The organism is Demequina capsici (genome assembly GCF_032102965.1).
Lineage (GTDB): Bacteria > Actinomycetota > Actinomycetes > Actinomycetales > Demequinaceae > Demequina > Demequina capsici.
This window is the reverse complement of record NZ_CP134880.1, coordinates 798,551-818,941: the sequence shown is the minus strand read 5'-3', so window position 1 is coordinate 818,941 and position 20,391 is coordinate 798,551. Positions and strand designations below refer to the sequence as shown.

The window sequence follows — 20,391 nt, the reverse complement described above, 5'->3', positions numbered from 1 at the left end:
CGGCCTCACCGGCGCATGACCCTCCGGCCCAGCATGAGGCTGCCCGCACCCGCAGCCGCGAGCGCCAGGGAGACCCAGGCGAGCGGCGCGGTCTCGGCTCCCGTGGAGGCGAGCGCACCGCCCGGCGCGCGGGTCGCGGGGTCCGACTCGACCTTCGTGACCTGGTCCGCCGCCACGGTGGGCGCGGCCGCCCCCGCCTCGGCGGATGGGCTCGCGGTCACAGGGGATGGGCTCGCGGCCACAGAGGGTGCGGTATCGGAAGCGTCGGCTGCGGCCTCTGCCGGGACGGGCGCGGCGACGGACACCGGCACCAGCGCCACCGCTGCGGCAGGGCTCGGGGTCGCCACGCCTGCGGGAGGCTCGCCCGATGCCGTCGCCGGGTCGACGATGCGCCCGGCCACCACGTCGGCGGGGGTGACCACGTAGGGGGCGGCCGCGGTGCAGGTCGTGGACGCACCCGGCGCGAGCGTGGTCGACTCGCACGTGGTGGCACCCGCCACGGAGCCGATGACGGCGACGTCCGTGAGCGGAACGTTGCCCGTGTTGGTCACGGTGTAGGCATAGTCGACGCGTTCGCCCGGGTCCGCGTCCCCGTCGCCATCGGCGTCCTCGAGGGTGGGCGTCGTCCCCACGGACAGGCCGGGCTCGGCGAGCACGAGGTCCACCTGCACGCTGTCCGCCGCCGACACCGTCGCGGAGGTGGAGTCCACGGCGGCGGCGGTCGCGTCGAGCGTCAGCGTCGCCTGCGTGACGTCGCCGACGCTCACCGCATGCGTGCCCGTGCAGACCATGGACGAGTCAGCCGTGCCGGCGGCGCCCAGGCTGTCGGACGGGCACACGAGGTGAGCGACCGTCGGGCTCGTGACCGTCACCCCTGTCACCGGCTCCAGACCGGTGTTCGTCACGACGAGCTGCACGGGCACCACATCGCCCACGGTGTACGTGGTGGCGTGCGACACGGAGTTGTCCACCTGGGCGACGAGGCTCAGGCTGCCGAGCGCATCGACGGTCGTGAAACGCACGTTACGGATCAGGTGGACGTCGGTGCTGCCCCCTGTGGACGAGGAGAAGCCGAACTTGTAGGTGGAGGGGGCCGCATCGGTCATCTGGTACGAGAGCACGGCCTGGAAGTCGGTGCCCGTGCCGGTGAAGTCGATCTCCACGGTGACGAGAGGCATCGCGTCGGGGCTCACGGTGATGCGGACGTTGCGCAGCGCCCCGTCAGGGCCGGTCGCGGATCTCAGCGTCGCGGGCAGGGTCGAGGCGCCCGAGGCATCGACCGTCGAGGCGAGCATGCAGTACCCGACGGTGCCATCGCCCGGCCCGCGCAGCGTCACGGTGTTCGGCGTCGCGGAGTACGGGGACGGCACGGCGCAGCCCGAGCCGCGCGTCTCGGTGTCCGCCACGAAGTTCCCGAACGCATCGAGGCCGACGCCCAGGTAGCCGCCGTCGACGCCGGGCATGCCGCCCTTCTGGGCGTAGCCGAGCGAGCCTCCGTCACCCCCCGCCGTCGTCAGCGAGTAGGAGCCGTCCGTCAGGAAGAACCCGATGCCGTCGGCGCCCGATCCTCCGTACTGGTACTGATCGAACTGGATCACCAGGCCGGCCGACGAGGGCAGGGCCCGATCGAACAGCATGCCGCCCACGCGATTGCCGCGGACGTCGGTGAGCTGCAGGTAGCCAGGGTCCGAGGTCGCGCCTGGCGCACCGACGGTCGACACGCAGGGGCCCAGGTCCGACTCCCCCGCCGTCGGCGCGGCCGTGGCGGAGGTCAGGCAGGCGTCACCCAGGCCCATGGCCCGCGAGTCGGCGACGCTCGTCCCGGCGAAGGTCTCGTCGAGCAGCAGGGTGCCGAGCAGAGCGGCGTGAGCCGCGGGAGCCGCCACCGCGAGCAGCGCGACGACGCCGACCGGAACCGAACGGATGGATGTGCGGACGCGCGACGACGCCAAGATGTCCCCCTCAGGCATGCTCGAGGCGCACCGCGCGCTCAAGCCTCAACTATTTCGCACGAGCACGCCGACGCGGAGCATCGAACGGTCGGCGTTCAGGAGCCGACGGGGACTGCCGCTCAGAACGCATCAACGTGACACGCGATGCCGCGACCCTAGCGACGGAGTGAGAAAGTCCACAAGGACTCACCGCCTGGAGTGAGGAATCTCACATCACACTCGGCTTGTCTTGGACGCTCCCGTCGGGATATACCCCATCGCCGCCCGCGAGAGCCTCGGCAGCCCGGGTACTAGGTACCACGCGTCGCCCCGCGCGCGGCGGCTAGAGTTCCCTCGACGGATGTCCATGCGGCCCGCGCCACCGGTGGAGGGCCACCCGACGCAACGGTCTCCCCGGAACCGCGCGGCTCACGCCCTGCGCCATGGGGCGGCGGACAAGGATCGACGATGAAGATAGGGGTCCCGGCAGAGACCCGCCGCGGCGAGAGGCTGGTCGCCGCCAGCCCCGCCTCGGTCGCGCAGCTCGTCAAGCTCGGCTACGAGGTGGTGGTCCAGCAGGGCGCCGGCACGGCGGCCAGCTTCCTCGACGAGCAGTACACCGAGTCCGGAGCGACGCTCGTCGACGCCGCGGACGCGTGGGGCGCGGACATCGTGACGTGCGTCAACGCCCCCGCCCCTGCGCAGATCAAGCTGCTGCGGGAAGGCGCGACGCTCATCGCGACGATGGCTCCGCACTCCAACGCGAAGCTGGTCGCCACGCTCGCGAAGAAGGGCGTGACCGCGCTCGCGCTCGACGCGGTGCCTCGCATCTCCCGGGCGCAGTCGATCGACGTGCTGTCCACGATGTCGAACGTCGCGGGCTACCGCGCCGTCATCGAGGCGGCGGAGGCCTACGGCGGCATGTTCACCGGCCAGGTGACCGCGGCCGGCAAGACGAAGCCCGCGACCGTCTTCGTCATCGGCGCCGGCGTCGCGGGCCTCGCAGCCATCGGCGCGGCCAGCTCGCTCGGCGCTCAGGTGCGGGCATTCGACGTCCGTCCCGAGGTGGCCGAGCAGATCGGCTCCATGGGCGGCACCTTCGTCGACGCGCCGGAGGCTCAGCAGGAGATCAGCGCCGACGGCTATGCCAAGCCCCTCACCGAGGAGCAGCAGGCCGCAGCGATGCGGGTCTACGCGGCCGAGGCCGCGAACGCCGACGTGGTCATCACGACCGCCCTGGTGCGCGGTGCGGCTCCCACCACCATCACCGCAGCCATGGTCGCCTCGATGCGACCCGGGTCCGTGGTCGTGGACCTCGCCGCCTCCGGCGGCGGCAACTGCGAGCTCACCGAGCCCGGCAAGACCATCACCACCGACGGCGGAGTGATCGTGGTCGGCTACACCGACCTCACCAGCCGCATGCCGCGCCACACGTCGACGCTGCTCGGCACCAACATCGTGCACCTCATGGCCCTGCTCACTCCCGGCAAGGACGGCGAGCTGGTGCTGGACCTCGAGGACGTGGTCCAGCGCGGCATGACCGTCGCGCACCAGGGCGAGATCATGTGGCCGCCGCCGCCCGTGTCGGTGTCGGCTGCGGCGCCCTCGACCGCCGCCCCCACTGCCCCGACCGCCGAGGAGCTCGCGGAGAAGTCACGGCTCGCCACGGAGGAGGCCGCCCGCAGGTCGAAGCGCCGCAACATCCTGTACGGGATCGGCGCCGTCACGGCCCTCCTGCTCCTGTCGTTCGCCGACTCCGCCACGGTGCAGCACCTCACGGTGTTCGCGCTCGCGGTCATCGTCGGCTTCTACGTCATCAGCAACGTGAAGCACTCGCTGCACACGCCGCTGATGAGTCAGACCAACGCGATCTCCGGCATCATCCTGGTCGGCGCGCTCCTGCAGATCGGCTCGTCCGACCCGGTGGTCGCCACGCTCGCCTTCGTGGCAGCAGCGATCGCCAGCATCAACATCTTCGGAGGCTTCATGGTGACCTACCGGATGCTCGGCATGTTCAGGAAGGACGCGTGATGACGCTCACCTCGCTCGCCCAGGCGACGTACGTCGTCGCGGCCATCCTCTTCGTCCTGTCGCTCCAGGGCCTGTCCAAGCAGGAGACTGCTCGACGCGGCAACATGCTCGGCATGGTCGGCATGGGCCTCGCACTGGTCGCCACGGTCATCCTGTCGCTCGACGTCTCCGACCGCCCGCTCCAGGCGGCCCTGCTGATCGCCTGTGTCTTCGCGATCGGCGCCGGCATCGGCATCTGGCGGGCCCGCACCGTCGAGATGACGCAGATGCCGGAGCTCATCGCGATGCTGCACAGCTTCGTCGGAGCTGCCGCGGTGCTCGTGGGCTACAACTCCCACCTCACCGAGAGCGCCGACGCCGTCCACCAGATCGAGGTGTTCCTGGGCGTCTTCATCGGCGCCGTCACGCTGACCGGCTCGATCATCGCGTACCTGAAGCTGTCCGCACGCATCAAGTCCAACCCGTTGACCCTCCCGGGCCGCAACTGGTTGAACCTGGGCGCGATCGTCGTCTCGCTGGGCCTCATGGGCTGGTACCTGGCGACCGGCAGCATCGTGCCGCTGCTGATCATGACCGTGATCGCGCTGCTGCTGGGCCTCCACCTGGTGGCTGCGATCGGCGGTGGCGACATGCCTGTCGTCGTGTCGATGCTCAACTCGTACTCCGGTTGGGCCGCCGCCGCGGCGGGCCTCATGCTGAACAACGACCTGCTGATCGTCACGGGCGCGCTCGTCGGCTCGTCCGGTGCCATCCTGTCGTACCTCATGTGCAAGGCGATGAACCGCGCGTTCATCTCGGTCATCCTCGGCGGCTTCGGCACCGAGGGCGGCACCTCGTCGGCCTCCACGGAGCAGGGCGAGCACACCGAGGTGCAGGCGGCCGACGTGGCGGCGATGCTCACCGAGGCGTCGTCCGTGGTGATCGTGCCCGGCTACGGCATGGCCGTCGCGAAGGCGCAGTACCCCGTGGCGGACCTGGTCGCCAACCTGCGGGCGCGCGGCGTCGAGGTGCGCTTCGGAGTCCACCCGGTCGCCGGCCGCCTGCCTGGGCACATGAACGTGCTGCTGGCCGAGGCCAAGGTGCCGTACGACATCGTGCTCGAGATGGACGAGATCAACGACGACTTCCCCGAGACGGACGTCGTCCTCGTCATCGGCGCGAACGACGTGGTCAACCCATCCGCGCTCGAGGACCCGGGCTCGCCGCTTGCCGGCATGCCCGTGATGGAGGTCTGGAAGGCCAAGCAGTGCATCGTCTTCAAGCGCTCCATGGCCACCGGGTATGCGGGCGTGCAGAACCCGCTGTTCTTCCGTGAGAACTCGGCGATGCTGTTCGGCGACGCGAAGACCAAGGTCGAGGAGATCCTCACCGAGGTGAAGGCGGTCGAGGGCGCGAACGCCTGAGCCGCACGCCGCGAAGGACCCTCCCGCGCGCGGGAGGGTCCTTCGCGCATCAGACGGCCGCGGGCTGACCGACCGCGGGCTGCGCGGCCGGGACCTGATCGACCCGGGGCAGCCGCAGGCCCTTGATGAGCAGAAACAGCGCGAGCGAGACCTCCCACGCGAAGATCGGCACGGCGGCGAGCGACGCGGTCACGGACACCTGGTCCTCGCGCCCGAAGAAGATGAGCAGGTTCGACGCGGTGACGAGCGGGGCGCCCGCGAGGCCGAGCCAGGTGATCCACGCAGGCACCAGCCGATGCCGGAGCAGGACTGCGGCAAGGATCGTCGTGTGGAAGCCGACGACGAGGCCGGGCCCCACGAAGAACGCCCACCGGTAGGCCTCCACCAGGCCCGCCGCGACCGAGGCCTCCCCCGCGGCTCGCATCTGCACCGCCGCGATCACGAGCACCGCACCGACCGCCGCGATCGACGCCTCGAGCACGCGCAGGCCCACGTACGCCATGGCACCGGTCTCGCTGCGTCGGCGCACGTGGGGGAAGAGCGCGACCGCGGTGCCGACGACCGCGACAGCGAGCACCACGTCCGAGAGCGCGCCGAGCTGCTGAGGCAGTCCTGAACCCGTCCCGCCGCTCCACCCGTCGTCATCGAGCATGGGGCCGTAGAGGATCACGGCGCCGACGGACGTGACGTGAGTGAGCAGGTACATGGCGCCTGCAAGCGCTCCTGGGCGTCGTGGGGTTGCCATGGTCGACTCCTCGAACTCCTGAGGTGTACGGCGTACACCTTCAAGCGCCGAGCGTAAGGTGTATGCCGTACACCGTCAAGAGCAGGAAGGCGCCCACCGTGCAGACGTCCGCCCCACGCAGCCCCCTCAGCCGGGTCCGGGTCATCGCGGAGGCGTTGACGCTCGCGGACCAGGCGGGACTCGACGGCCTGAGCATGCGAGCGCTCGCCGAGCGGCTCGGGGTGGTGCCCATGGCGCTGTACAAGCACGTGAGCAACAAGGAGGAGCTGCTCGACGCGCTCGTCGACGCGGTGATCGCGGAGGTCGCCCCTGGCACGGTCGACGGCGGGTGGAAGGCACAGGCGCGGGAGCAGCTGCTCGCGGCACGCAGGACCATGCTGCGCCACCCGTGGGCATGGCGGGCGATCGAGACCCGCGAGGCACCCTCGCCCGCCGCGCTCGACCGCATGGAGGTCATGATCGCGACCCTGCGCGCAGGAGGGCTGTCAGCGCCGCTGGTGCATCACGTCATGCACGCGTTGGGAAGCAGGCTCTGGGGCTTCAGCCAGGAGGTGTTCGCCACCGGCCCTCAGCCCACGGATCCGGGGATCGCGGCTCAGGCCATGGAGATGATGGCGGCACGGTGGCCGCGGGTGCTCGAGTCCGCCATGTCGACCCTGCACCAGCAGGGCAGCGCGGTCGGCCCCGGGTGCGACGACGAGACGGAGTACCTGTTCGCGATCGACCTGATCCTGGACGGCGCCGAGCGGCTTCACGACGCGGGCTGGTCGCCGGCCGCGCGCAGCGATGGCGCCCCCTGGGTCACCTTGCAGTGAGGAGCCTCGGCGCCGCCGGCGTCCCGCTCAGCCCTGGTCGGAACCGTCGTGGAAGAACGTGCCGTACGACGAGACGATCCGCTCGCTGAGCTCCGCGTAGGTCGCGACGTCCTCGATGCTCCAGCCGTCCAGCGAATGGGCCAGCAGCGAGCGACCGTTGCCCCGCAGCGGGGCGAGCCTCTCCTCCGCCTCGGGCGTCAGGGTGAGGACGCGGGAGCGCCGGTCCTCGGGGTGGGGTGTGATGCTCAGCAGGCCCAGCTTCTCGAGCTCCTTGGTGAGCCTGCTCACGACCGCGCGGTCCGTATGGATCGCGTCGGCGGCATCGCCGGCGCAGAGAGGGCCGCGGCGCGAGATCGATGCGAGCAGCTTGAACCCGAGCGTCTGCAGCTCCGGGTGGACCCTCACGGCCGCCTCGCGCAGCACGTCCCTGTAGGCCGCCTGCATGTCCGCCATCGCGCGCTCCAGGCGCACCATCGCGGCATCGCGGTCCGTGAGGGTCTCCGCGGTCATCGGTCCTGCGCCTCCGACTCGTCCTCCACGCCGGAACGGTCACCGGACACGGCACCGACTCCGGCAAGGTCGAGCTCAGCCTCGAGCAGCTCGCTGTCGAGCGCACCCGCCTCCGCGTCGCGCACGGCGGCCTCGCGCTCGCTCTCGATCGCGGTCTTGGTGCCCAGGTGGGCGTTCGGCAGGAAGCACACGGCCACGAGGGCCACGATAGCGAGCGGGACCGAGAGCAGGAAGACGTGACCGATGCCTGCGCCGTACGCATGCTCGATCACCGTCGCGATCGAGTCAGGCAGCTGCGAGACCTCCGGCACCGAGCCGGACGCGAGGAGCTGCGCCGCCTGGGCCTGATCCGCTGCAGGAAGGGCTGCGAGCCCTTCCATGATGCGGCCGGGCAACGAGTTCGCGAGAGCCGCGCCCAGCAGCGAGACGCCGATGGTTCCTCCGATCGTGCGGAAGAAGGTCAGGGTCGACGTCGCGACGCCCAGCCGCTGGACCTCGATCCTGTTCTGGACCACGAGCACGAGGTTCTGCATGAGCATGCCGACGCCGGCACCGAGCACGAACATGGAGACGCCCACCTGGACGAGCGAGGTGTCGGCGTTCACGGTGCCGAGCAGCGCGGAGCCGATGACCGCCAGCGCTGCGCCGGAGATCATGATCGCCTTCCACTTGCCTGTCCGGCTGATGACCTGACCGAAGAACGTGGAGGCGAGCAGCAGGCCGCCCATCATCGGGATGGTCAGCAGGCCCGACTGCGTGGGCGTCGCGCCGTGCGACAGCTGCATGTACTGGGCAAGGAACACCGACGTGCCGAACATGGTGACGCCGATCGCGGCGGAGCCGATGACGGAGAACGTGAACGTGCGGTCCTTGAACATGTCGAGCGGGATCAGCGGGTCGGGCACGACCAGCTCGACGATCACGGCTCCGACAAGCAGGAGACCTGCGGCCACGGCCATCGCGTACGAGGTGGTGGACCCCCACGCGAACTGGTTCCCCGCGAGGGTGATCCAGATGAGCAGGGTCGACACGCCTGCGGAGATCAGCACGATCCCCCAGTAGTCGACGCTGACCTTCTTGGGCTCGCGGTGCGGCAGGTGAAGCGTGAGCTGGATCATGACGAGGGCGATGATCGCGACGGGCGCAGCGATGAAGAAGTTCCAGCGCCAGCCGAACGCGTCGGTGACGACGCCGCCGAGCAGCGGGCCTCCGACGGTGGCGACCGCCATGACCCCACCGAAGAGTCCGGCGTAGCGTCCGCGCTCACGGGGGCTGACGATGTCGGCCATGATGATCTGGCTGAGCGCGGCGAGTCCGCCTGCGCCGATCCCCTGGACGGTGCGGGCGCCGATCAGCACGCCCACGTTGTGGGAGAAGCCGGCGATGAGCGACGCGACGATGAACAGCGAGATCGCGGCCTGGAACAGCACCTTCCTGTTGGCCAGGTCCGCGAACTTGCCCCACAGCGGGGTCGACACGGCGGTGGCGAGCAGCGTCGCGGTGATGACCCACGTGTAGGAGGTCTGGCTGCCACCGAGCTCGGACACGATGATCGGCAGCGACGAGGACACGACGGTGCTGGCGAGCAGCGACACGAACATGCCGAGCATGAGGCCGCTGAGCGGCTTGAGGACGTCGCCGCGGCTGCGCGCGATCTGTGCGTCGATGGATGTGGCTGTCACTGATTCCCTCCAAGTTTCCGTGACTTCTATCAATGTTTGATACTGATCAAACATTAATGGATCGAATAATGTTCCGCAACCACCTGTCGGGCGGCAGCGCGCGCACCTCACACGCCCGCCTGCACCAGCGATATCGTGTGCGACATGACAGTCGATCCTCGTTTCGCACGCAGCGCAGGCGCCCTGGAGGCCGCGATCCTGCAGCTCGCGGCCGAGCGTCCCATCGAGGACCTCACGGTGAGCGAGATCGCGCGCGCCGCCCACGTGTCGCGCGCGACGTTCTACAACCATGCGGACTCGCCTGAGGAGCTGCTCGCCCGGGTCCTGATCGTCGACCTCGACGCGGTCCGCGGCGACTTCCTGCGAGGCGCCGTGACCACCGACATCGTCGACCAGTGGCGCAGCTCCGAGGTCGCGCTCATGTCGCACGTGCTCGACCACGAGGACGTGTACCGGACGGGCCTGGCTCCCACGCAGGCAAACCGCGGCACGGCGCTCGCCGCGATCCTCGCCAGGCATTTCGAGGCGACGATGCTGCAGTATGCCGAGGCCGTCGCGCCAAGGCTCTTCGCAGACCCGAGCCAGCGGCTTCGGCTGGAGATGGAGGCGGCGTTCGCCAGCCACGGACTCGTGGGGGCGATCCGTGCCTGGCTGCTGTCCCCAGCGCCTCGCGATCGCGAGGTCGCGTCGGAGATCCTCGTCGAGGCCACGCCGCGCTACTGGTTCGAGATCACGGAGCTCCCCCAGCGCTGACCGTCCGGACCCGCTGTTCGCAAATCTCGAGACATGCGACAGGATGGGGCCCATGACCTCAGCGCTCTTCTCACCCCTGACGATCCGTTCCGTCGAGTTCCGCAACCGCCTGTGGGTGAGCCCGATGTGCCAGTACTCATGCGAGGCGCAGGACGGCGTCCCGGGCGACTGGCATCTGGTGGAGCTCGGCGCGTATGCGCAGGGCGGCGCGGGTCTGGTCATGGCCGAGGCGACGGGCGTGGTCCCCGAGGGACGCATCACCCCGTGGTGCCCCGGCATGTGGTCCGACGAGCAGCAGGCGGGCTGGAAGCGCGTCGTGGACTTCATCCACTCGCAGGGCGCGAAGGCCGGCATCCAGCTCGCCCACGCCGGTCGGAAGGCCTCCACGCAGCGCCCGTGGGTGGGGACCGGCACGGTGCCCAAGGCCGACGGCGGATGGCCCACGGTCGCTCCCTCGCCGATCGCGTTCCCCGGCTACGACGAGCCGAACGGACTGTCGTCCGATGAGATCAACGACATCGTCTACGCCTTCGGCCAGGCGGCCGCGCGTGCCCTCGACGCCGGATTCGACGTCCTGGAGATCCACGCCGCTCACGGCTACCTGGTCCACCAGTTCCTGTCCCCGCTGTCGAACGACCGGGAGGACGAGTACGGCGGCTCGATCGTCAACCGCTCGCGCCTGCTCCTCGACATCGCCAAGGAGGTCCGCGCCATCGCAGGCGCGGATGTCCCCGTGCTGGTGCGCATGTCCGCGACCGACTGGATGGAGCCCGAGGGCTGGACGCTGGAGGACACCGTGACGGTCGCCGCGTGGCTGCGGGAGGCAGGCATCGACATGATCGACGTGTCCACCGGCGGCCTGGTCCCCGGCGCCAAGATCCCCACGGGCCCTGGCTACCAGGTGCCTCACTCGTCGGCCGTGTACGACCGGTCCGGCATCCTGACGGCCGCCGTGGGAGAGATCGTCGACGCCCGCCAGGCGGAGGAGATCATCGCCACAGGCAAGGCGTCCGCGGTGCTCGCCGCCCGCGAGTTCATCCGGGACCCGCACTTCGCGCTGCGCGCCGCCCACGAGCTGGGCGCCGAGGTCGACTACTGGCCCAAGCAGTTCCTGCGCGGCACCTTCTCGTCGCGTCCCGTGTCGGCCGACCTCGAGGACTGAGCACGGGGTCGGGGCCCGTGAGCCCCGACCCTCGTCCTGACGTTCAGGAGCGCAGCGGCGCTCGGCGCAGCAGCAGATGGCCGGCCATCGCCGCGAGCGCGGTGACGGGGAGGGTCCACGTCACGAGCACCGCGAGAGGCGTGTCCGTGAGGTAGCCCCAGACGGACGTCCACGCGTGCGCGACGGTGACGCCCCAGAGGCCTCCGACGAGCGCCACGGCAAGGATGCCGAACATCCAGTACAGGCCCGCGGCGGCCCACCGCACCCATACGGCCGCTGCGGTGGCTCCGACCGTGAAGGCCAGCAGGAGCCCCGCGAACGAGTAGTAGGCCACCACGGCGATCGGCGCGTCGACCAGCATCATCGGCGCGAAGAAGCCACCGTTGAGCCACCATCCGCCTGTTGCGCGTTCGAGCGCGGCGAGCACCGTGAGGCCGGCGGTGTAGACGACCGCGAGCAGCAGGAAGTACAGCAGCGTGCCCGCGTAGTAGTCGCGCCGGGTGATGGAGAAACCCAGGGCGAACCTGAAGGTGAAGTGCATGGCCTGCACCGCGACCACCAGCATGAACACGTAGAGCCAGGTGACGCCCCCGTTGTTCTGGAACGCACCGGGCTCGACCTTGTCCGCTCCGCCTGCGGAGTACGCCACCAGGCCCCAGATGCCGGCGTTGACACCGAAGATGAGCGCCATGATGATCCACGGGGTGATGAGCGTCTGCCACGGATTCGCCAGATGGATCCGCAGCACGGCGCTGAGACGACGGGCCAGCGGCAGGGCGGGCGCGACGACGGGGGCAGCAGGTGCGGCGTGGACGGTCATGACGCGACCTCCTCCGGGGCGAACGCCCCAGTTCGACGGACGATGAGCTGTTGGAGCGAGACGGGTGCGAGCTCGAGGCCCGCGGCGGTGGCGGCGGCCCGCAGCGCCGGGTCGGCGCCATCCACGGTGACTGCGGCTGTTCCGCCGAGCGCCTCACGGTGGAGCACCGTGCGCGACCCGATGACGGCGTCGACGTCCGCGGCGCGTCCCACGACCCTCAGCGCCGTGCCGCGCAGGTCGTCGGCGGACGCGTCGATCACCATGCGACCGTGGTCGATCACGAGGACCCGCTCGAAGAGGTCCGCGGCCTCGTCGATCAGGTGCGTCGACATGAGCACCGTGCGGGGATGCTCGGCGAAGTCCTCGAGCAGGTGGTCGTAGAACACCTGACGCGCGACGGCGTCGAGGCCGGCGTACGGCTCGTCGAGCAGCGTGACCTCGGCGCGCGACGCGAGCGCGACGACCGCGCCGATCGCGGAGCGCTGGCCACGCGAGAGCTTCTCCATCCTGCGGTCGAGCGGAGCGGCGAAGTCGTCGACGAGCCTGGCGGCGAAGGCGTGATCCCAATGCGGGAACACCCACGAGGCCGCCTTGAGGACGTGCTTGCCCTTGTACGCCTTGGGGTAGACCTGCGACTCCTTGATGAGGGCGACCTCACCGATCGCCCGTGCGTTCTCGAGCGGGCTCTCGCCTCGCACGCGGACCTTTCCCGCAGTGGCGAAGTCCTGCCCCGTGAGCAGGTTCATGAGCGTCGACTTGCCGGCGCCGTTGCGGCCCAGCAGTCCGTGGACGCCCGGCTTGTCGATGCGGAACGTCACGTCGTCGACCGCGGTGACGCTGCCGAATCGCTTGGTGAGGCCGGCGGCCTCGAGCACTGCGGTCATCGCGCCATCTCCTTCCTGATCAGGTCGGCCAGCTCGTCGGGCTGGATCCCGAGCGCCTTGGCGCGGGCGACGACGGGCGCGAGGTGCCGGGCGACGAAGTCTCCCCGACGCTCCTCGAGCAGTCGCGCTCGCGCTCCTTCCGTCACGAACATCCCGATCCCCCTTCTCTTGTGGACGATGCCGGCGTCGACCAGGCGGTTGACGCCCTTGAGGGCGGTGGCCGGGTTGATCCGGTGGAACACCGCGAGCTCGTTGATGGACGGCACCTGCGTGCCCTCCGGCATCGAACCGTCGAGCACCGCGCCCTCGAGGGCGTCGGCGATCTGCTCGAACAGGGGCCGTCCGTCGTCCACCAGCACCTCCACATTGGTTTGTTACTCTACTAACTAACCACATGGCCCGGAGGGCGTCAACAGGCGATGTCCCCCTCACCCCCTAGAGTGAATGCCATGGCCTCTGATCACCTTGTCTGGATCGACTGCGAGATGACCGGGCTGGACCTTGAGAACGATGCGCTCGTCGAGGTCGCCTGCCTGGTCACGGACGCCGAGCTCAACGTGCTCGGCGACGGCGTGTCCGTGGTGATCCGACCGCCGGACGCGGCGATGGCGCAGATGAACGACTTCGTGACGAACATGCACGCGACGTCGGGCCTGCTGCCCGAGCTCGAGCACGGCACCACCATGGAGGACGCGCAGCGCCAGGTGCTCGCATACGTGGACGCCCATGTGCCTGCAGGCACCCGCCCCCCGCTCGCGGGCAACACCGTCGGCATGGACAAGGCGTTCCTGGAGCGGGACATGCCGCAGCTCATGGAACGCCTGCACTACCGCGTGGTCGACGTCAGCTCGCTCAAGGAGCTCGTGCGTCGCTGGTACCCGAGGGTGTTCTTCAACGCCCCTGAGAAGACCGGCGGCCACCGCGCGCTGGGCGACATCCAGGACTCGATCGTGGAGCTGCGCTACTACCGCGAGACGGTCCTCGCCCCGCTGCCCGGACCCGACTCCGACGCCTCCCGCGCCGCAGCCCAGAAGGTGTCCACCACGGGCACGCCTGCACACGTCCAGGCGGAGTCCACCGCGGACTGACGCCGCTGTACTCTGCACGCCCACGCGTCGGGTACACTTTTCGCTGGCTCTTCTCGTAGGAGCCGATGGTGGCTGTAGCTCAGCTGGTAGAGCATCGCGTTGTGGTCGCGAGGGCCGCGGGTTCAAGTCCCGTCAGCCACCCCATGGAGGTCGAGAGGCCCCCGGCCCAGGCCGGGGGCCTCTCGCGTCTCCGGAGCGGCCGGCCCTGGCGGCTGGACGTTATCGTGGTGCCGTGCGCGCTCTACCCGGGCGGCCGATCCAGGAGGTTCACATGTTCGCCGCACTGACCGGTGCCGGCCTCTCCGCCGCGGCGGGCCTCAACGCCTTCATCCCGCTGGTGATCGTCGGGATCTTCGCGCGGTTCACCGACGTGGTGGAGCTGCCCGACCAGCTGATGTGGCTGCAGTCCTGGCCGGTCCTCATCCTGGGGCTGGTCCTGCTGGCCGCCGAGGTGGTGCTGGACAAGATCCCCGGCGTCGACACGGTCAACGACCTGATCCAGACCGCGGTGCGTCCGCTGGTCGGCGGCGTCATCTTCGCGGCGAGCGCCTCGGCGGCAGAGTTCGACGACCACCGGTTCTGGACGGACCATCCCCTGATCGCAGGCATCGTCGGCGCGGTGATCGCGGCCGTGGTCCATATCTCCAAGACCGCCTCACGGCCCGCCGTGAACGCCTCCACGGGGGGAACCGGCGCACCGCTCGCATCGTTCGCGGAGGACGCGATCGCCGTCGGCCTCTCGTTCCTCGCGATCTTCATCCCCGTGCTCGTGGTGATCGTCTTCGTGGTGCTCGGCGTGATGTTCTACCGGATCGTCACGTCCGGCCGGAGACGACGCAAGCACAAGTCGCTGCTCCAGACCCAGAGCCGCCTGGCGCGCGAGGCCGCGCAGGCGGACGGACGCGGCTCCCGTCGCGAGCGCTGGCGGGCCTGGACCAGCGAGTATCGCGAACGGCTCGGCTCCCGCGGCGGCGGATCCGCGGACAGTGCTCCGTCAGCAGAGAGTCCCGATGCGCCCGCTGAAGCCACCCCGAGGGGTCAGTCGCCGGCCTGACGCGGCTCCACGTCGAAGTCGGCCAGGAAGTCCTCCACGAAGTCGTTCGCCGGCGCCTCGGTGACCTCGGCAGGCGTGCCCAGCTGCTCCAGCACCCCGCCGCGGCTCAGGACCGCGATGCGGTCGGCGAGCAGCACCGCCTCCCGGATGTCGTGCGTGACCATGATGACCGTGGTGCCGAGCTCCTGCTGGATGGCCGCGAACTCCCGCTGCAGGCGACGTCTCCCCTGCGGGTCGACCGCGCCGAAGGGCTCGTCCATGAGCAGCACCGGCGGCCGCACCGCCAGGGCGCGCGCCACGCCCACCCGCTGACGCTCACCGCCCGACAGCTCGTGCGGATAGCGGGCGCCGTAGTCCTCCACGGGCAGGCCCACGAGCGCGAGCAGCTCCTCCACCCGTGCCTTCGTCTCGGCCTTGTCCCAACCGAGCAGCCCAGGCACGGTGGCGACGTTCTGCGCGACGGTCCTGTGCGGGAACAGCCCCACATGCTGGATGACGTAGCCGATGCCGCGCCGCAGCTGGACGGGGTCCACGTCCATGACGTCGGTGCCCGCGACCGTGATCGAGCCGGCGGACGGCTCCACGAGCCTGTTCACCATGCGCAGCGTGGTGGACTTGCCGCAGCCGGAGGGGCCGACCAGTGCGAGGATCTCGCCTCCGCGCACCTCGAGGTCGAGCGAGCCGACCGCGACCGTGCCGTCGGCGTACTCCTTGCGGACTCCGTCGAGGACGATGCCGGTGCGATCCATCCGGCCACGGTAGCCCGTCGGCGAGCCCGCGCGCACCCTCCCCACGCCGCGGCATCCCGTGTCGGAGGCCTGTGTACGCTGGCACGATGGACGAGGTCCCCAATCCGTGGTTCTCCTGGGACTACCTCGCGCGCAACTCCGACGAGGTGCTCAGGCAGCTCGGCATCCACACGACGCTGACGCTGCAGGCGATCCTCATCGCCGCGGCGGTCGCACTGCCTCTCGCCATGCTCGCGCGCCGCGTCCCGCGCCTCGCCGCGCCCATCATGGGGGTCAGCGGGGTCATGTACACGGTCCCTTCGTTCGCGCTCTTCGCGCTGCTCGCACCCTTCACCGGGATCGGCCGGACGACGGTCCTGATCGGGCTGGTGGTCTACGCGCTGCTGGTGCTCGTGCGCAACACGCTCGTGGGCCTGGAGGGCGTGGACGCCGACGTGGTGGACGCGGCTCGCGGCCTGGGCTACTCCCCCACGCGCCTGCTGCTGACCGTCGAGCTCCCGAACGCGTTGCCGTCCATCCTCGCGGGTCTGCGCATCGCGACCGTGTCCACCGTCGCGCTCGTCACCGTGGGCGTCGTCGTCGGGTACGGGGGCCTGGGTCAGCTGATGTTCCGCGGCTTCCAGTCGGACTACCGCGCCCAGATCCTCACCGCGTCGATCCTGTGCCTGCTGCTGGCGCTGATCCTGGACCTCGCGCTGGTGCTGCTGGGTCGAGTCGCGATGCCTTGGATGCGCAGGAGGCGGGCCGCATGAGCGTCATCTCCGACGCCTGGGACTACCTGACGGACCCCGCCAGCTGGCTGGGTCAGTACGGCGTGCTGCGCGAGGTGGCACCGGGCCAGTGGGTGCTTCCCCGCGACTCCATCCTGGCGCTCACGATCGAGCACCTGGGCATGTCCCTGGGCGCGGTCCTCGCCGCGTCTGCGCTCGCGCTGCCGCTCGGCGTGTGGCTCGGTCACCTGCGCCGGGGCGGCACCACCACGGTCGTCGTCGCGAACGTCACCCGCGCCATGCCGACCCTCGCCCTGCTGACGCTGTTCGCCGCCTCCGCCATCGGGTTCGGCAACCATGCGGTCGTCCTCGCTGCGGCCATCTTCGCGTTCCCGCCGATCCTCACCAACGCCTACACGGGCATGGCAGACGTGGACGCGGACCTTCGCGAGGCCGCCCTGGGCCAGGGACTCACCCGCTTCCAGGTGGCGACGCGCGTCGAGCTCCCTCTCGCCTGGCCGCTCATCGCGGCCGGGCTCAGGACGGCGACCGTGCAGACGGTGGCGACCGTGCCGCTGGCGGCACTCGTCGCGGGCGGTGGGCTGGGCGTCATCATCAACACCGGCCTGGCCACGCAGCGCTACGGGCAGGTGCTCGCGGGAGGGCTGCTGGTGGCGGCGCTGAGCCTCTCCGTCGACTGGATCCTGGGTCGGCTGCAGGTGCGGCTGACGCCCGCGCCGCTGCGTGCCCGTGCGCGTGTCAGCCCTTAGGGGTTGACTTGATGACGGCGCCGTCGCCGCCACCCGTCCGGAAGGGGTCCGGCGACGAACACCATCAGCCCTGGTCCATCCAGGCGAGGGGAACAATCCCGGCATGGCCGGGGTTGCACCCGTGTCCGTCTACCTGACGAGGAGCACCGATGCACACCCGTTCCGGCCTTCTGGCCGCCGTCGCGATCTCCGCTGTCGCGCTCGCCGGCTGCACCACCTACCAGGACCCATCCGCCTCCGACTCGATGAGCGCAGGCACCACGGAGTCCGCCTCAATGCAGGCCCAGGCCTGCACCCCCGTCGCAGGAGACACGCTCGTGGTCCTGGCCGACGACATGAACCTCCAGCTGTCCGACAACGTGGTGCCGGCGGTCAACGCCGACTCCGCGACCGACCCCGTGATGGCCGCGCTCGACGTGGTCTCGGCGGCGCTCGACACTCCCACCCTCATCCAGCTCAACAAGTCGGTCGACGTGGAGCGCCAGACCTCCGCTGACGTCGCCGCTCAGTTCGTGTCCGACAACGGGCTCACCGCGCCCCAGTCAGGCACGGGAGACCTCGTGGTGGGAACGGCGAACTTCTCCGAGAACATCACGCTCGGCGAGATCTACGCCGCGGTCCTCCGCGACGCCGGCTACACCGTGGAGGTGCGGACCATCGGGTCCCGCGAGACCTACATGCCTGCGCTGCAGTCCGGCGAGATCGACATCGTCCCTGAGTACGCGGCGACCGCCACCGAGTACCTCAACAAGGCGATCAACGGTGCCGACGCCGCGACCATCGCGTCGGGCGACATCGACACCACGATGGCGGCCGTCGCTCCCCTGGCGGAGCAGTCCGGGATCGTGTTCGGCACCGCCTCGGCCGCTCAGGACCAGAACGCGTTCGCCACGACGCAGGGCTTCGTCGACGCGTACGGCGTGACCACGCTGTCGGAGCTCGCGGCCGCCTGCGGTCCGATCATCCTCGGCGGCCCCGCCGAGTGCCCCGAGCGCGCCTTCTGCCAGGTGGGCCTCGAGGACACCTACGGCATCAAGATCGACTCGTTCCTGTCGCTCGACGCGGGCGGTCCGCTCACGAAGACGGCGATCACCGATGGGGACGTGGCTCTCGGCCTCGTCTTCAGCTCGGACGGCGCTCTGGGCTGACGCCACGCCGCACCAAGGACGCGCGGGCTCGCCGGGAGGCGCCCCGTCGGATCGCCGAGACGGCGTACCGACCACCACGAAGGCCCGACCCCCGGGGGAGTCGGGCCTTCGTCATGCCGCGCTGCGCCGGCCCAGATGGCCCGGCGCGGCGGTCACGTGAGGTCCACCCCTGACACCGCCGACGCTGCGTCCAGGAACGCCGAGCGGATCGAAGCCGCGCCGTCGAGGTAACCGCCCACGAGGGCTGCGTCGCGCAGCATCATGAGAGCTCCCGCCACCCGTTCAGGATCGGCGACGCCCGCGGCCGCAGCCGCCTGGGTGAGCGCGCCCCGGAACCAGGCACGGTGGGTGGCGATGAGCCGCCGCACCGCACTCGCCTCGTCGGGGTACTCCGCCGCGGCGTTGATGAAGGGGCAGCCACGAGTGTGCCGCCGCTCCACATCGTCGGCGATCCCGTGGACCGCCGCCCTCAACAGCCCGCCATCCGCGTCCGCCGAGGCGACCTGGGCGCGGATCAGGGCGTCCTCACGCTGCAGGTACGCCACCACCAGGTCCTCCTTGCCGCCGAAGTGGCGGTACATGGTGGCCCGGGACATGCCGGCCTCGGCGAGGATCCTGTCCACTCCGACGGAGTGGATCCCCTCCCTGTAGAAGAGGTCCGACGCGGTCGACGCGAGACGCTCGCGCGGATCCGTGCTGACGCCGCCTGGTGCTGTCATCTTGCTCACGCTACCAGAACGATCGTTACCCCCGATTCATGCCCTGAGCGTCGATCTCGACGAATCGGGAATGAAACAAGCGAGAACGGTCGTTCTCTCACGCGTCCAGGTCGACCGACCAGGACATCCCGGCCGGCCACGGCCCATCCCGACAAGGACAGCACCATGAACACCACCACGACCACCACCCTCACCGCACGCGAGCTCGACCAGATCGCGCAGGCCAACGCTTCGGCCCGCCCCGCCGCCGTGCTGATCCACGGACTCTGGCTGCTCGCAGGAAGCTGGGACGCCTGGCGCGACCACCTGGAGGACGCCGGCTACGCCGTCGTCGCCGCCGAATGGCCGCAGGAGCCCGCCAACGTCGCCGACGCCCGCACGAACCCCGGCTCCTTCGCAGGAGTGGGCGTCCAGGAGGTCACCGACCACATCGCCGAGATCGCCTCCGCGCTTCACCGCCGCCCCGTGGTGATCGGGCACTCCTTCGGAGGCCTGCTCGCGCAGCGCATCGCAGACCTCGGACTCGCCGCCGCCACCGTGGCCATCGACCCGGCACCCTTCAAGGGCGTGCTCCCGCTGCCCGCCTCGACGCTGAAGGCGGCGTCGCCTGTGCTGGGCAACCCTGCGAACAGGAAGCGCACGGTCACCCTGTCCTTCGACGAGTTCAGGTACGGATTCGCGAACTCTGTGGAGGAGGACGAGGCGCACGACCTCTACGACATGTTCCACGTCGCAGCCCCCGGCCGACCCCTGTTCCAGGCCGCAACCGCGAACTTCACCCGGGGAACCGCGACCCGCGTCGACACCCGCAACCCGGCCCGCGGCCCACTGCTCGTGATCTCGGGCGAGCGCGACAACATCGTGCCGCGCGCGGTCTCGCACGCCGCGTACCGCCTCCAGTCCCGCAACGAGGCAGCCACCGAGTTCGTCGAGATCCCGGGACGCGGCCACTCGCTGGTCATCGACTCGGGCTGGAGGACCGTGGCCGACACGGCGTTGGAGTTCGCCGCTCGCCACGACGGGAACAGTACCGCCGCCTGACCGCCGCGCACCGGGCTGCGGCGCATGAACAACGCTGCTTCCGCGACCGGCGCCGTCGCGACGCAGATCACCCCGGAACCGCCGGCCCTGCGCCACGGCCCCTGCTTCGGGGCCCGGCACCCGACGCGGAACATGCCGAACATGCACGAAGGCCCGGTCCATTCGGACCGGGCCTTCGATGTTGGTGGTGTGTTCGCGTTTGGGAACTACCAGGGTGGATACCGGGGCTCCAAAGCTTCTTCTCCGTGGAACCTCGAATTCTTCTCCACACTCCGCAGCACGGAGCTCGGTGTGCCCAGCCCATCTCGTGGCCGCCAGGTCAGCGCACTGCTCAGGAGTGGGCAACGAGGGCGGACCGCGCGATACCTCCGCGCAA

General features: G+C 70.2%; 20 protein-coding genes and 1 tRNA gene. 12 read left to right on the top strand and 9 right to left on the bottom strand.

From position 1 onward, the window contains the following. Positions 1-5: 5 nt before the first annotated feature. Complete coding sequence (locus tag RN607_RS03975) at positions 6-1,970, bottom strand: CLIPPER-2 domain-containing protein (protein WP_313544484.1); 1,965 nt, start codon at positions 1,968-1,970, stop codon at positions 6-8. A 429-nt stretch (positions 1,971-2,399) separates the two neighbouring features. On the opposite strand from RN607_RS03975, the gene RN607_RS03970 reads away from it, so the two are divergent. Next, positions 2,400-3,962 (top strand): Re/Si-specific NAD(P)(+) transhydrogenase subunit alpha, encoded by a 1,563-nt coding sequence (locus RN607_RS03970; protein WP_313544482.1) that lies wholly within the window; start codon positions 2,400-2,402, stop codon positions 3,960-3,962. After that, entirely contained in the window at positions 3,962-5,365 is a 1,404-nt protein-coding gene (gene pntB, locus RN607_RS03965) for a Re/Si-specific NAD(P)(+) transhydrogenase subunit beta (RefSeq protein ID WP_313544480.1), read from the top strand. Before RN607_RS03970 ends, pntB begins: the two co-directional genes overlap by 1 nt. 49 nt (positions 5,366-5,414) lie before the next feature. Here the strand turns inward: pntB and RN607_RS03960 are convergent, their stop codons facing one another. After that, on the bottom strand, positions 5,415-6,110 hold the full coding sequence (locus RN607_RS03960) for a DUF4386 domain-containing protein (protein WP_313544478.1): 696 nt from the start codon (positions 6,108-6,110) through the stop codon (positions 5,415-5,417). 62 nt (positions 6,111-6,172) lie between these two features. On the opposite strand from RN607_RS03960, the gene RN607_RS03955 reads away from it, so the two are divergent. Continuing rightward, positions 6,173-6,925, top strand: coding sequence for a TetR/AcrR family transcriptional regulator (locus tag RN607_RS03955; protein WP_313544476.1), 753 nt, complete (start codon positions 6,173-6,175; stop codon positions 6,923-6,925). A gap of 27 nt (positions 6,926-6,952) precedes the next feature. Here the strand turns inward: RN607_RS03955 and RN607_RS03950 are convergent, their stop codons facing one another. Both RN607_RS03950 and RN607_RS03945 read right to left on the bottom strand, forming a co-directional pair. Further along, positions 6,953-7,435, bottom strand: coding sequence for a MarR family winged helix-turn-helix transcriptional regulator (locus tag RN607_RS03950; protein WP_313544473.1), 483 nt, complete (start codon positions 7,433-7,435; stop codon positions 6,953-6,955). After that, entirely contained in the window at positions 7,432-9,045 is a 1,614-nt protein-coding gene (locus tag RN607_RS03945) for an MDR family MFS transporter (protein WP_446682043.1), read from the bottom strand. Before RN607_RS03945 ends, RN607_RS03950 begins: the two co-directional genes overlap by 4 nt. A 216-nt stretch (positions 9,046-9,261) precedes the next feature. Here RN607_RS03945 and RN607_RS03940 point away from each other — a divergent pair, with 216 nt between their 5' ends. Further along, positions 9,262-9,870 carry a TetR/AcrR family transcriptional regulator gene (locus RN607_RS03940; RefSeq protein ID WP_313500085.1) on the top strand — a complete coding sequence of 203 codons (609 nt, stop codon included), beginning with the start codon at positions 9,262-9,264 and terminating at the stop codon, positions 9,868-9,870. Positions 9,871-9,922: 52 nt separating this feature from the next. Continuing rightward, positions 9,923-11,032, top strand: coding sequence for an NADH:flavin oxidoreductase/NADH oxidase (locus RN607_RS03935; RefSeq protein WP_313544469.1), 1,110 nt, complete (start codon positions 9,923-9,925; stop codon positions 11,030-11,032). Between the two features lie 43 nt (positions 11,033-11,075). On the opposite strand, the gene RN607_RS03930 is transcribed toward RN607_RS03935, so the two are convergent. Genes RN607_RS03930 through RN607_RS03920 form a run of 3 tightly spaced genes read right to left on the bottom strand, consistent with a single transcriptional unit; the run spans position 11,076 to position 13,089 of the window. After that, positions 11,076-11,852 (bottom strand): ABC transporter permease, encoded by a 777-nt coding sequence (locus RN607_RS03930; RefSeq protein WP_313500082.1) that lies wholly within the window; start codon positions 11,850-11,852, stop codon positions 11,076-11,078. Further along, positions 11,849-12,736 (bottom strand): ABC transporter ATP-binding protein, encoded by an 888-nt coding sequence (locus RN607_RS03925; RefSeq protein WP_313544467.1) that lies wholly within the window; start codon positions 12,734-12,736, stop codon positions 11,849-11,851. The genes RN607_RS03930 and RN607_RS03925 overlap by 4 nt, the downstream gene beginning before the upstream one ends. Beyond that, complete coding sequence (locus RN607_RS03920) at positions 12,733-13,089, bottom strand: GntR family transcriptional regulator (RefSeq protein WP_376784231.1); 357 nt, start codon at positions 13,087-13,089, stop codon at positions 12,733-12,735. The genes RN607_RS03925 and RN607_RS03920 overlap by 4 nt, the downstream gene beginning before the upstream one ends. Before the next feature lie 96 nt (positions 13,090-13,185). Between RN607_RS03920 and orn the strand changes: the two genes are divergently transcribed. The 3 genes from orn to RN607_RS03905 all read left to right on the top strand — a co-directional run bounded on the left by orn (position 13,186) and on the right by RN607_RS03905 (position 14,878). Beyond that, complete coding sequence (gene orn / locus RN607_RS03915) at positions 13,186-13,824, top strand: oligoribonuclease (RefSeq protein ID WP_313500078.1); 639 nt, start codon at positions 13,186-13,188, stop codon at positions 13,822-13,824. Positions 13,825-13,892: 68 nt separating this feature from the next. Then, positions 13,893-13,968, top strand: a tRNA-His gene (locus RN607_RS03910). Positions 13,969-14,095: 127 nt separating this feature from the next. After that, complete coding sequence (locus RN607_RS03905; protein ID WP_313500076.1) at positions 14,096-14,878, top strand: DUF4126 domain-containing protein; 783 nt, start codon at positions 14,096-14,098, stop codon at positions 14,876-14,878. Here RN607_RS03905 and RN607_RS03900 read toward each other — a convergent pair. Further along, a complete protein-coding gene (locus RN607_RS03900) occupies positions 14,863-15,627 on the bottom strand; it encodes an ABC transporter ATP-binding protein (RefSeq protein ID WP_376784230.1) in 765 nt (254 codons plus the stop codon). The two genes, RN607_RS03905 and RN607_RS03900, sit on opposite strands and share 16 nt — an antisense overlap. A gap of 86 nt (positions 15,628-15,713) precedes the next feature. Between RN607_RS03900 and RN607_RS03895 the strand changes: the two genes are divergently transcribed. The 3 genes from RN607_RS03895 (at position 15,714) to RN607_RS03885 (ending at position 18,255) form a co-directional block, all read left to right on the top strand. Continuing rightward, entirely contained in the window at positions 15,714-16,379 is a 666-nt protein-coding gene (locus tag RN607_RS03895) for an ABC transporter permease (protein WP_313544465.1), read from the top strand. Then, complete coding sequence (locus tag RN607_RS03890; RefSeq protein WP_313500072.1) at positions 16,376-17,107, top strand: ABC transporter permease; 732 nt, start codon at positions 16,376-16,378, stop codon at positions 17,105-17,107. Before RN607_RS03895 ends, RN607_RS03890 begins: the two co-directional genes overlap by 4 nt. Positions 17,108-17,256: 149 nt before the next feature. Then, complete coding sequence (locus RN607_RS03885) at positions 17,257-18,255, top strand: glycine betaine ABC transporter substrate-binding protein (RefSeq protein WP_313544463.1); 999 nt, start codon at positions 17,257-17,259, stop codon at positions 18,253-18,255. 152 nt (positions 18,256-18,407) lie between these two features. On the opposite strand, the gene RN607_RS03880 is transcribed toward RN607_RS03885, so the two are convergent. Continuing rightward, the gene (locus tag RN607_RS03880; protein ID WP_313500068.1) at positions 18,408-18,974 is read right to left on the bottom strand and encodes a TetR/AcrR family transcriptional regulator; all 567 of its coding nucleotides are present in this window, start codon (positions 18,972-18,974) and stop codon (positions 18,408-18,410) included. 165 nt (positions 18,975-19,139) lie between these two features. On the opposite strand from RN607_RS03880, the gene RN607_RS03875 reads away from it, so the two are divergent. After that, the gene (locus RN607_RS03875; RefSeq protein ID WP_313544461.1) at positions 19,140-20,015 is read left to right on the top strand and encodes an alpha/beta hydrolase; all 876 of its coding nucleotides are present in this window, start codon (positions 19,140-19,142) and stop codon (positions 20,013-20,015) included. Positions 20,016-20,391: the final 376 nt, after the last annotated feature.

Bases quoted from the DNA above. Each gene is read 5' to 3' on its own strand.
- RN607_RS03885 (WP_313544463.1), top strand. From the start codon at position 17,257: ATGCACACCCGTTCCGGCCTTCTGGCCGCCGTCGCGATCTCCGCTGTC.
- RN607_RS03935 (WP_313544469.1), top strand. From the start codon at position 9,923: ATGACCTCAGCGCTCTTCTCACCCCTGACGATCCGTTCCGTCGAGTTC.
- RN607_RS03890 (WP_313500072.1), top strand. From the start codon at position 16,376: ATGAGCGTCATCTCCGACGCCTGGGACTACCTGACGGACCCCGCCAGC.
- RN607_RS03925 (WP_313544467.1), bottom strand. From the start codon at position 12,736: ATGACCGCAGTGCTCGAGGCCGCCGGCCTCACCAAGCGATTCGGCAGC.
- RN607_RS03955 (WP_313544476.1), top strand. From the start codon at position 6,173: ATGCCGTACACCGTCAAGAGCAGGAAGGCGCCCACCGTGCAGACGTCC.
- RN607_RS03975 (WP_313544484.1), bottom strand. From the start codon at position 1,970: ATGCCTGAGGGGGACATCTTGGCGTCGTCGCGCGTCCGCACATCCATC.
- orn (WP_313500078.1), top strand. From the start codon at position 13,186: ATGGCCTCTGATCACCTTGTCTGGATCGACTGCGAGATGACCGGGCTG.
- RN607_RS03880 (WP_313500068.1), bottom strand. From the start codon at position 18,974: ATGACAGCACCAGGCGGCGTCAGCACGGATCCGCGCGAGCGTCTCGCG.
- RN607_RS03905 (WP_313500076.1), top strand. From the start codon at position 14,096: ATGTTCGCCGCACTGACCGGTGCCGGCCTCTCCGCCGCGGCGGGCCTC.
- pntB (WP_313544480.1), top strand. From the start codon at position 3,962: ATGACGCTCACCTCGCTCGCCCAGGCGACGTACGTCGTCGCGGCCATC.
- RN607_RS03945 (WP_446682043.1), bottom strand. From the start codon at position 9,045: ATGCTCGGCATGTTCGTGTCGCTGCTCGCCAGCACCGTCGTGTCCTCG.
- RN607_RS03940 (WP_313500085.1), top strand. From the start codon at position 9,262: ATGACAGTCGATCCTCGTTTCGCACGCAGCGCAGGCGCCCTGGAGGCC.
- RN607_RS03960 (WP_313544478.1), bottom strand. From the start codon at position 6,110: ATGGCAACCCCACGACGCCCAGGAGCGCTTGCAGGCGCCATGTACCTG.
- RN607_RS03930 (WP_313500082.1), bottom strand. From the start codon at position 11,852: ATGACCGTCCACGCCGCACCTGCTGCCCCCGTCGTCGCGCCCGCCCTG.
- RN607_RS03875 (WP_313544461.1), top strand. From the start codon at position 19,140: ATGAACACCACCACGACCACCACCCTCACCGCACGCGAGCTCGACCAG.
- RN607_RS03970 (WP_313544482.1), top strand. From the start codon at position 2,400: ATGAAGATAGGGGTCCCGGCAGAGACCCGCCGCGGCGAGAGGCTGGTC.
- RN607_RS03950 (WP_313544473.1), bottom strand. From the start codon at position 7,435: ATGACCGCGGAGACCCTCACGGACCGCGATGCCGCGATGGTGCGCCTG.
- RN607_RS03895 (WP_313544465.1), top strand. From the start codon at position 15,714: ATGGACGAGGTCCCCAATCCGTGGTTCTCCTGGGACTACCTCGCGCGC.
- RN607_RS03900 (WP_376784230.1), bottom strand. From the start codon at position 15,627: ATGGATCGCACCGGCATCGTCCTCGACGGAGTCCGCAAGGAGTACGCC.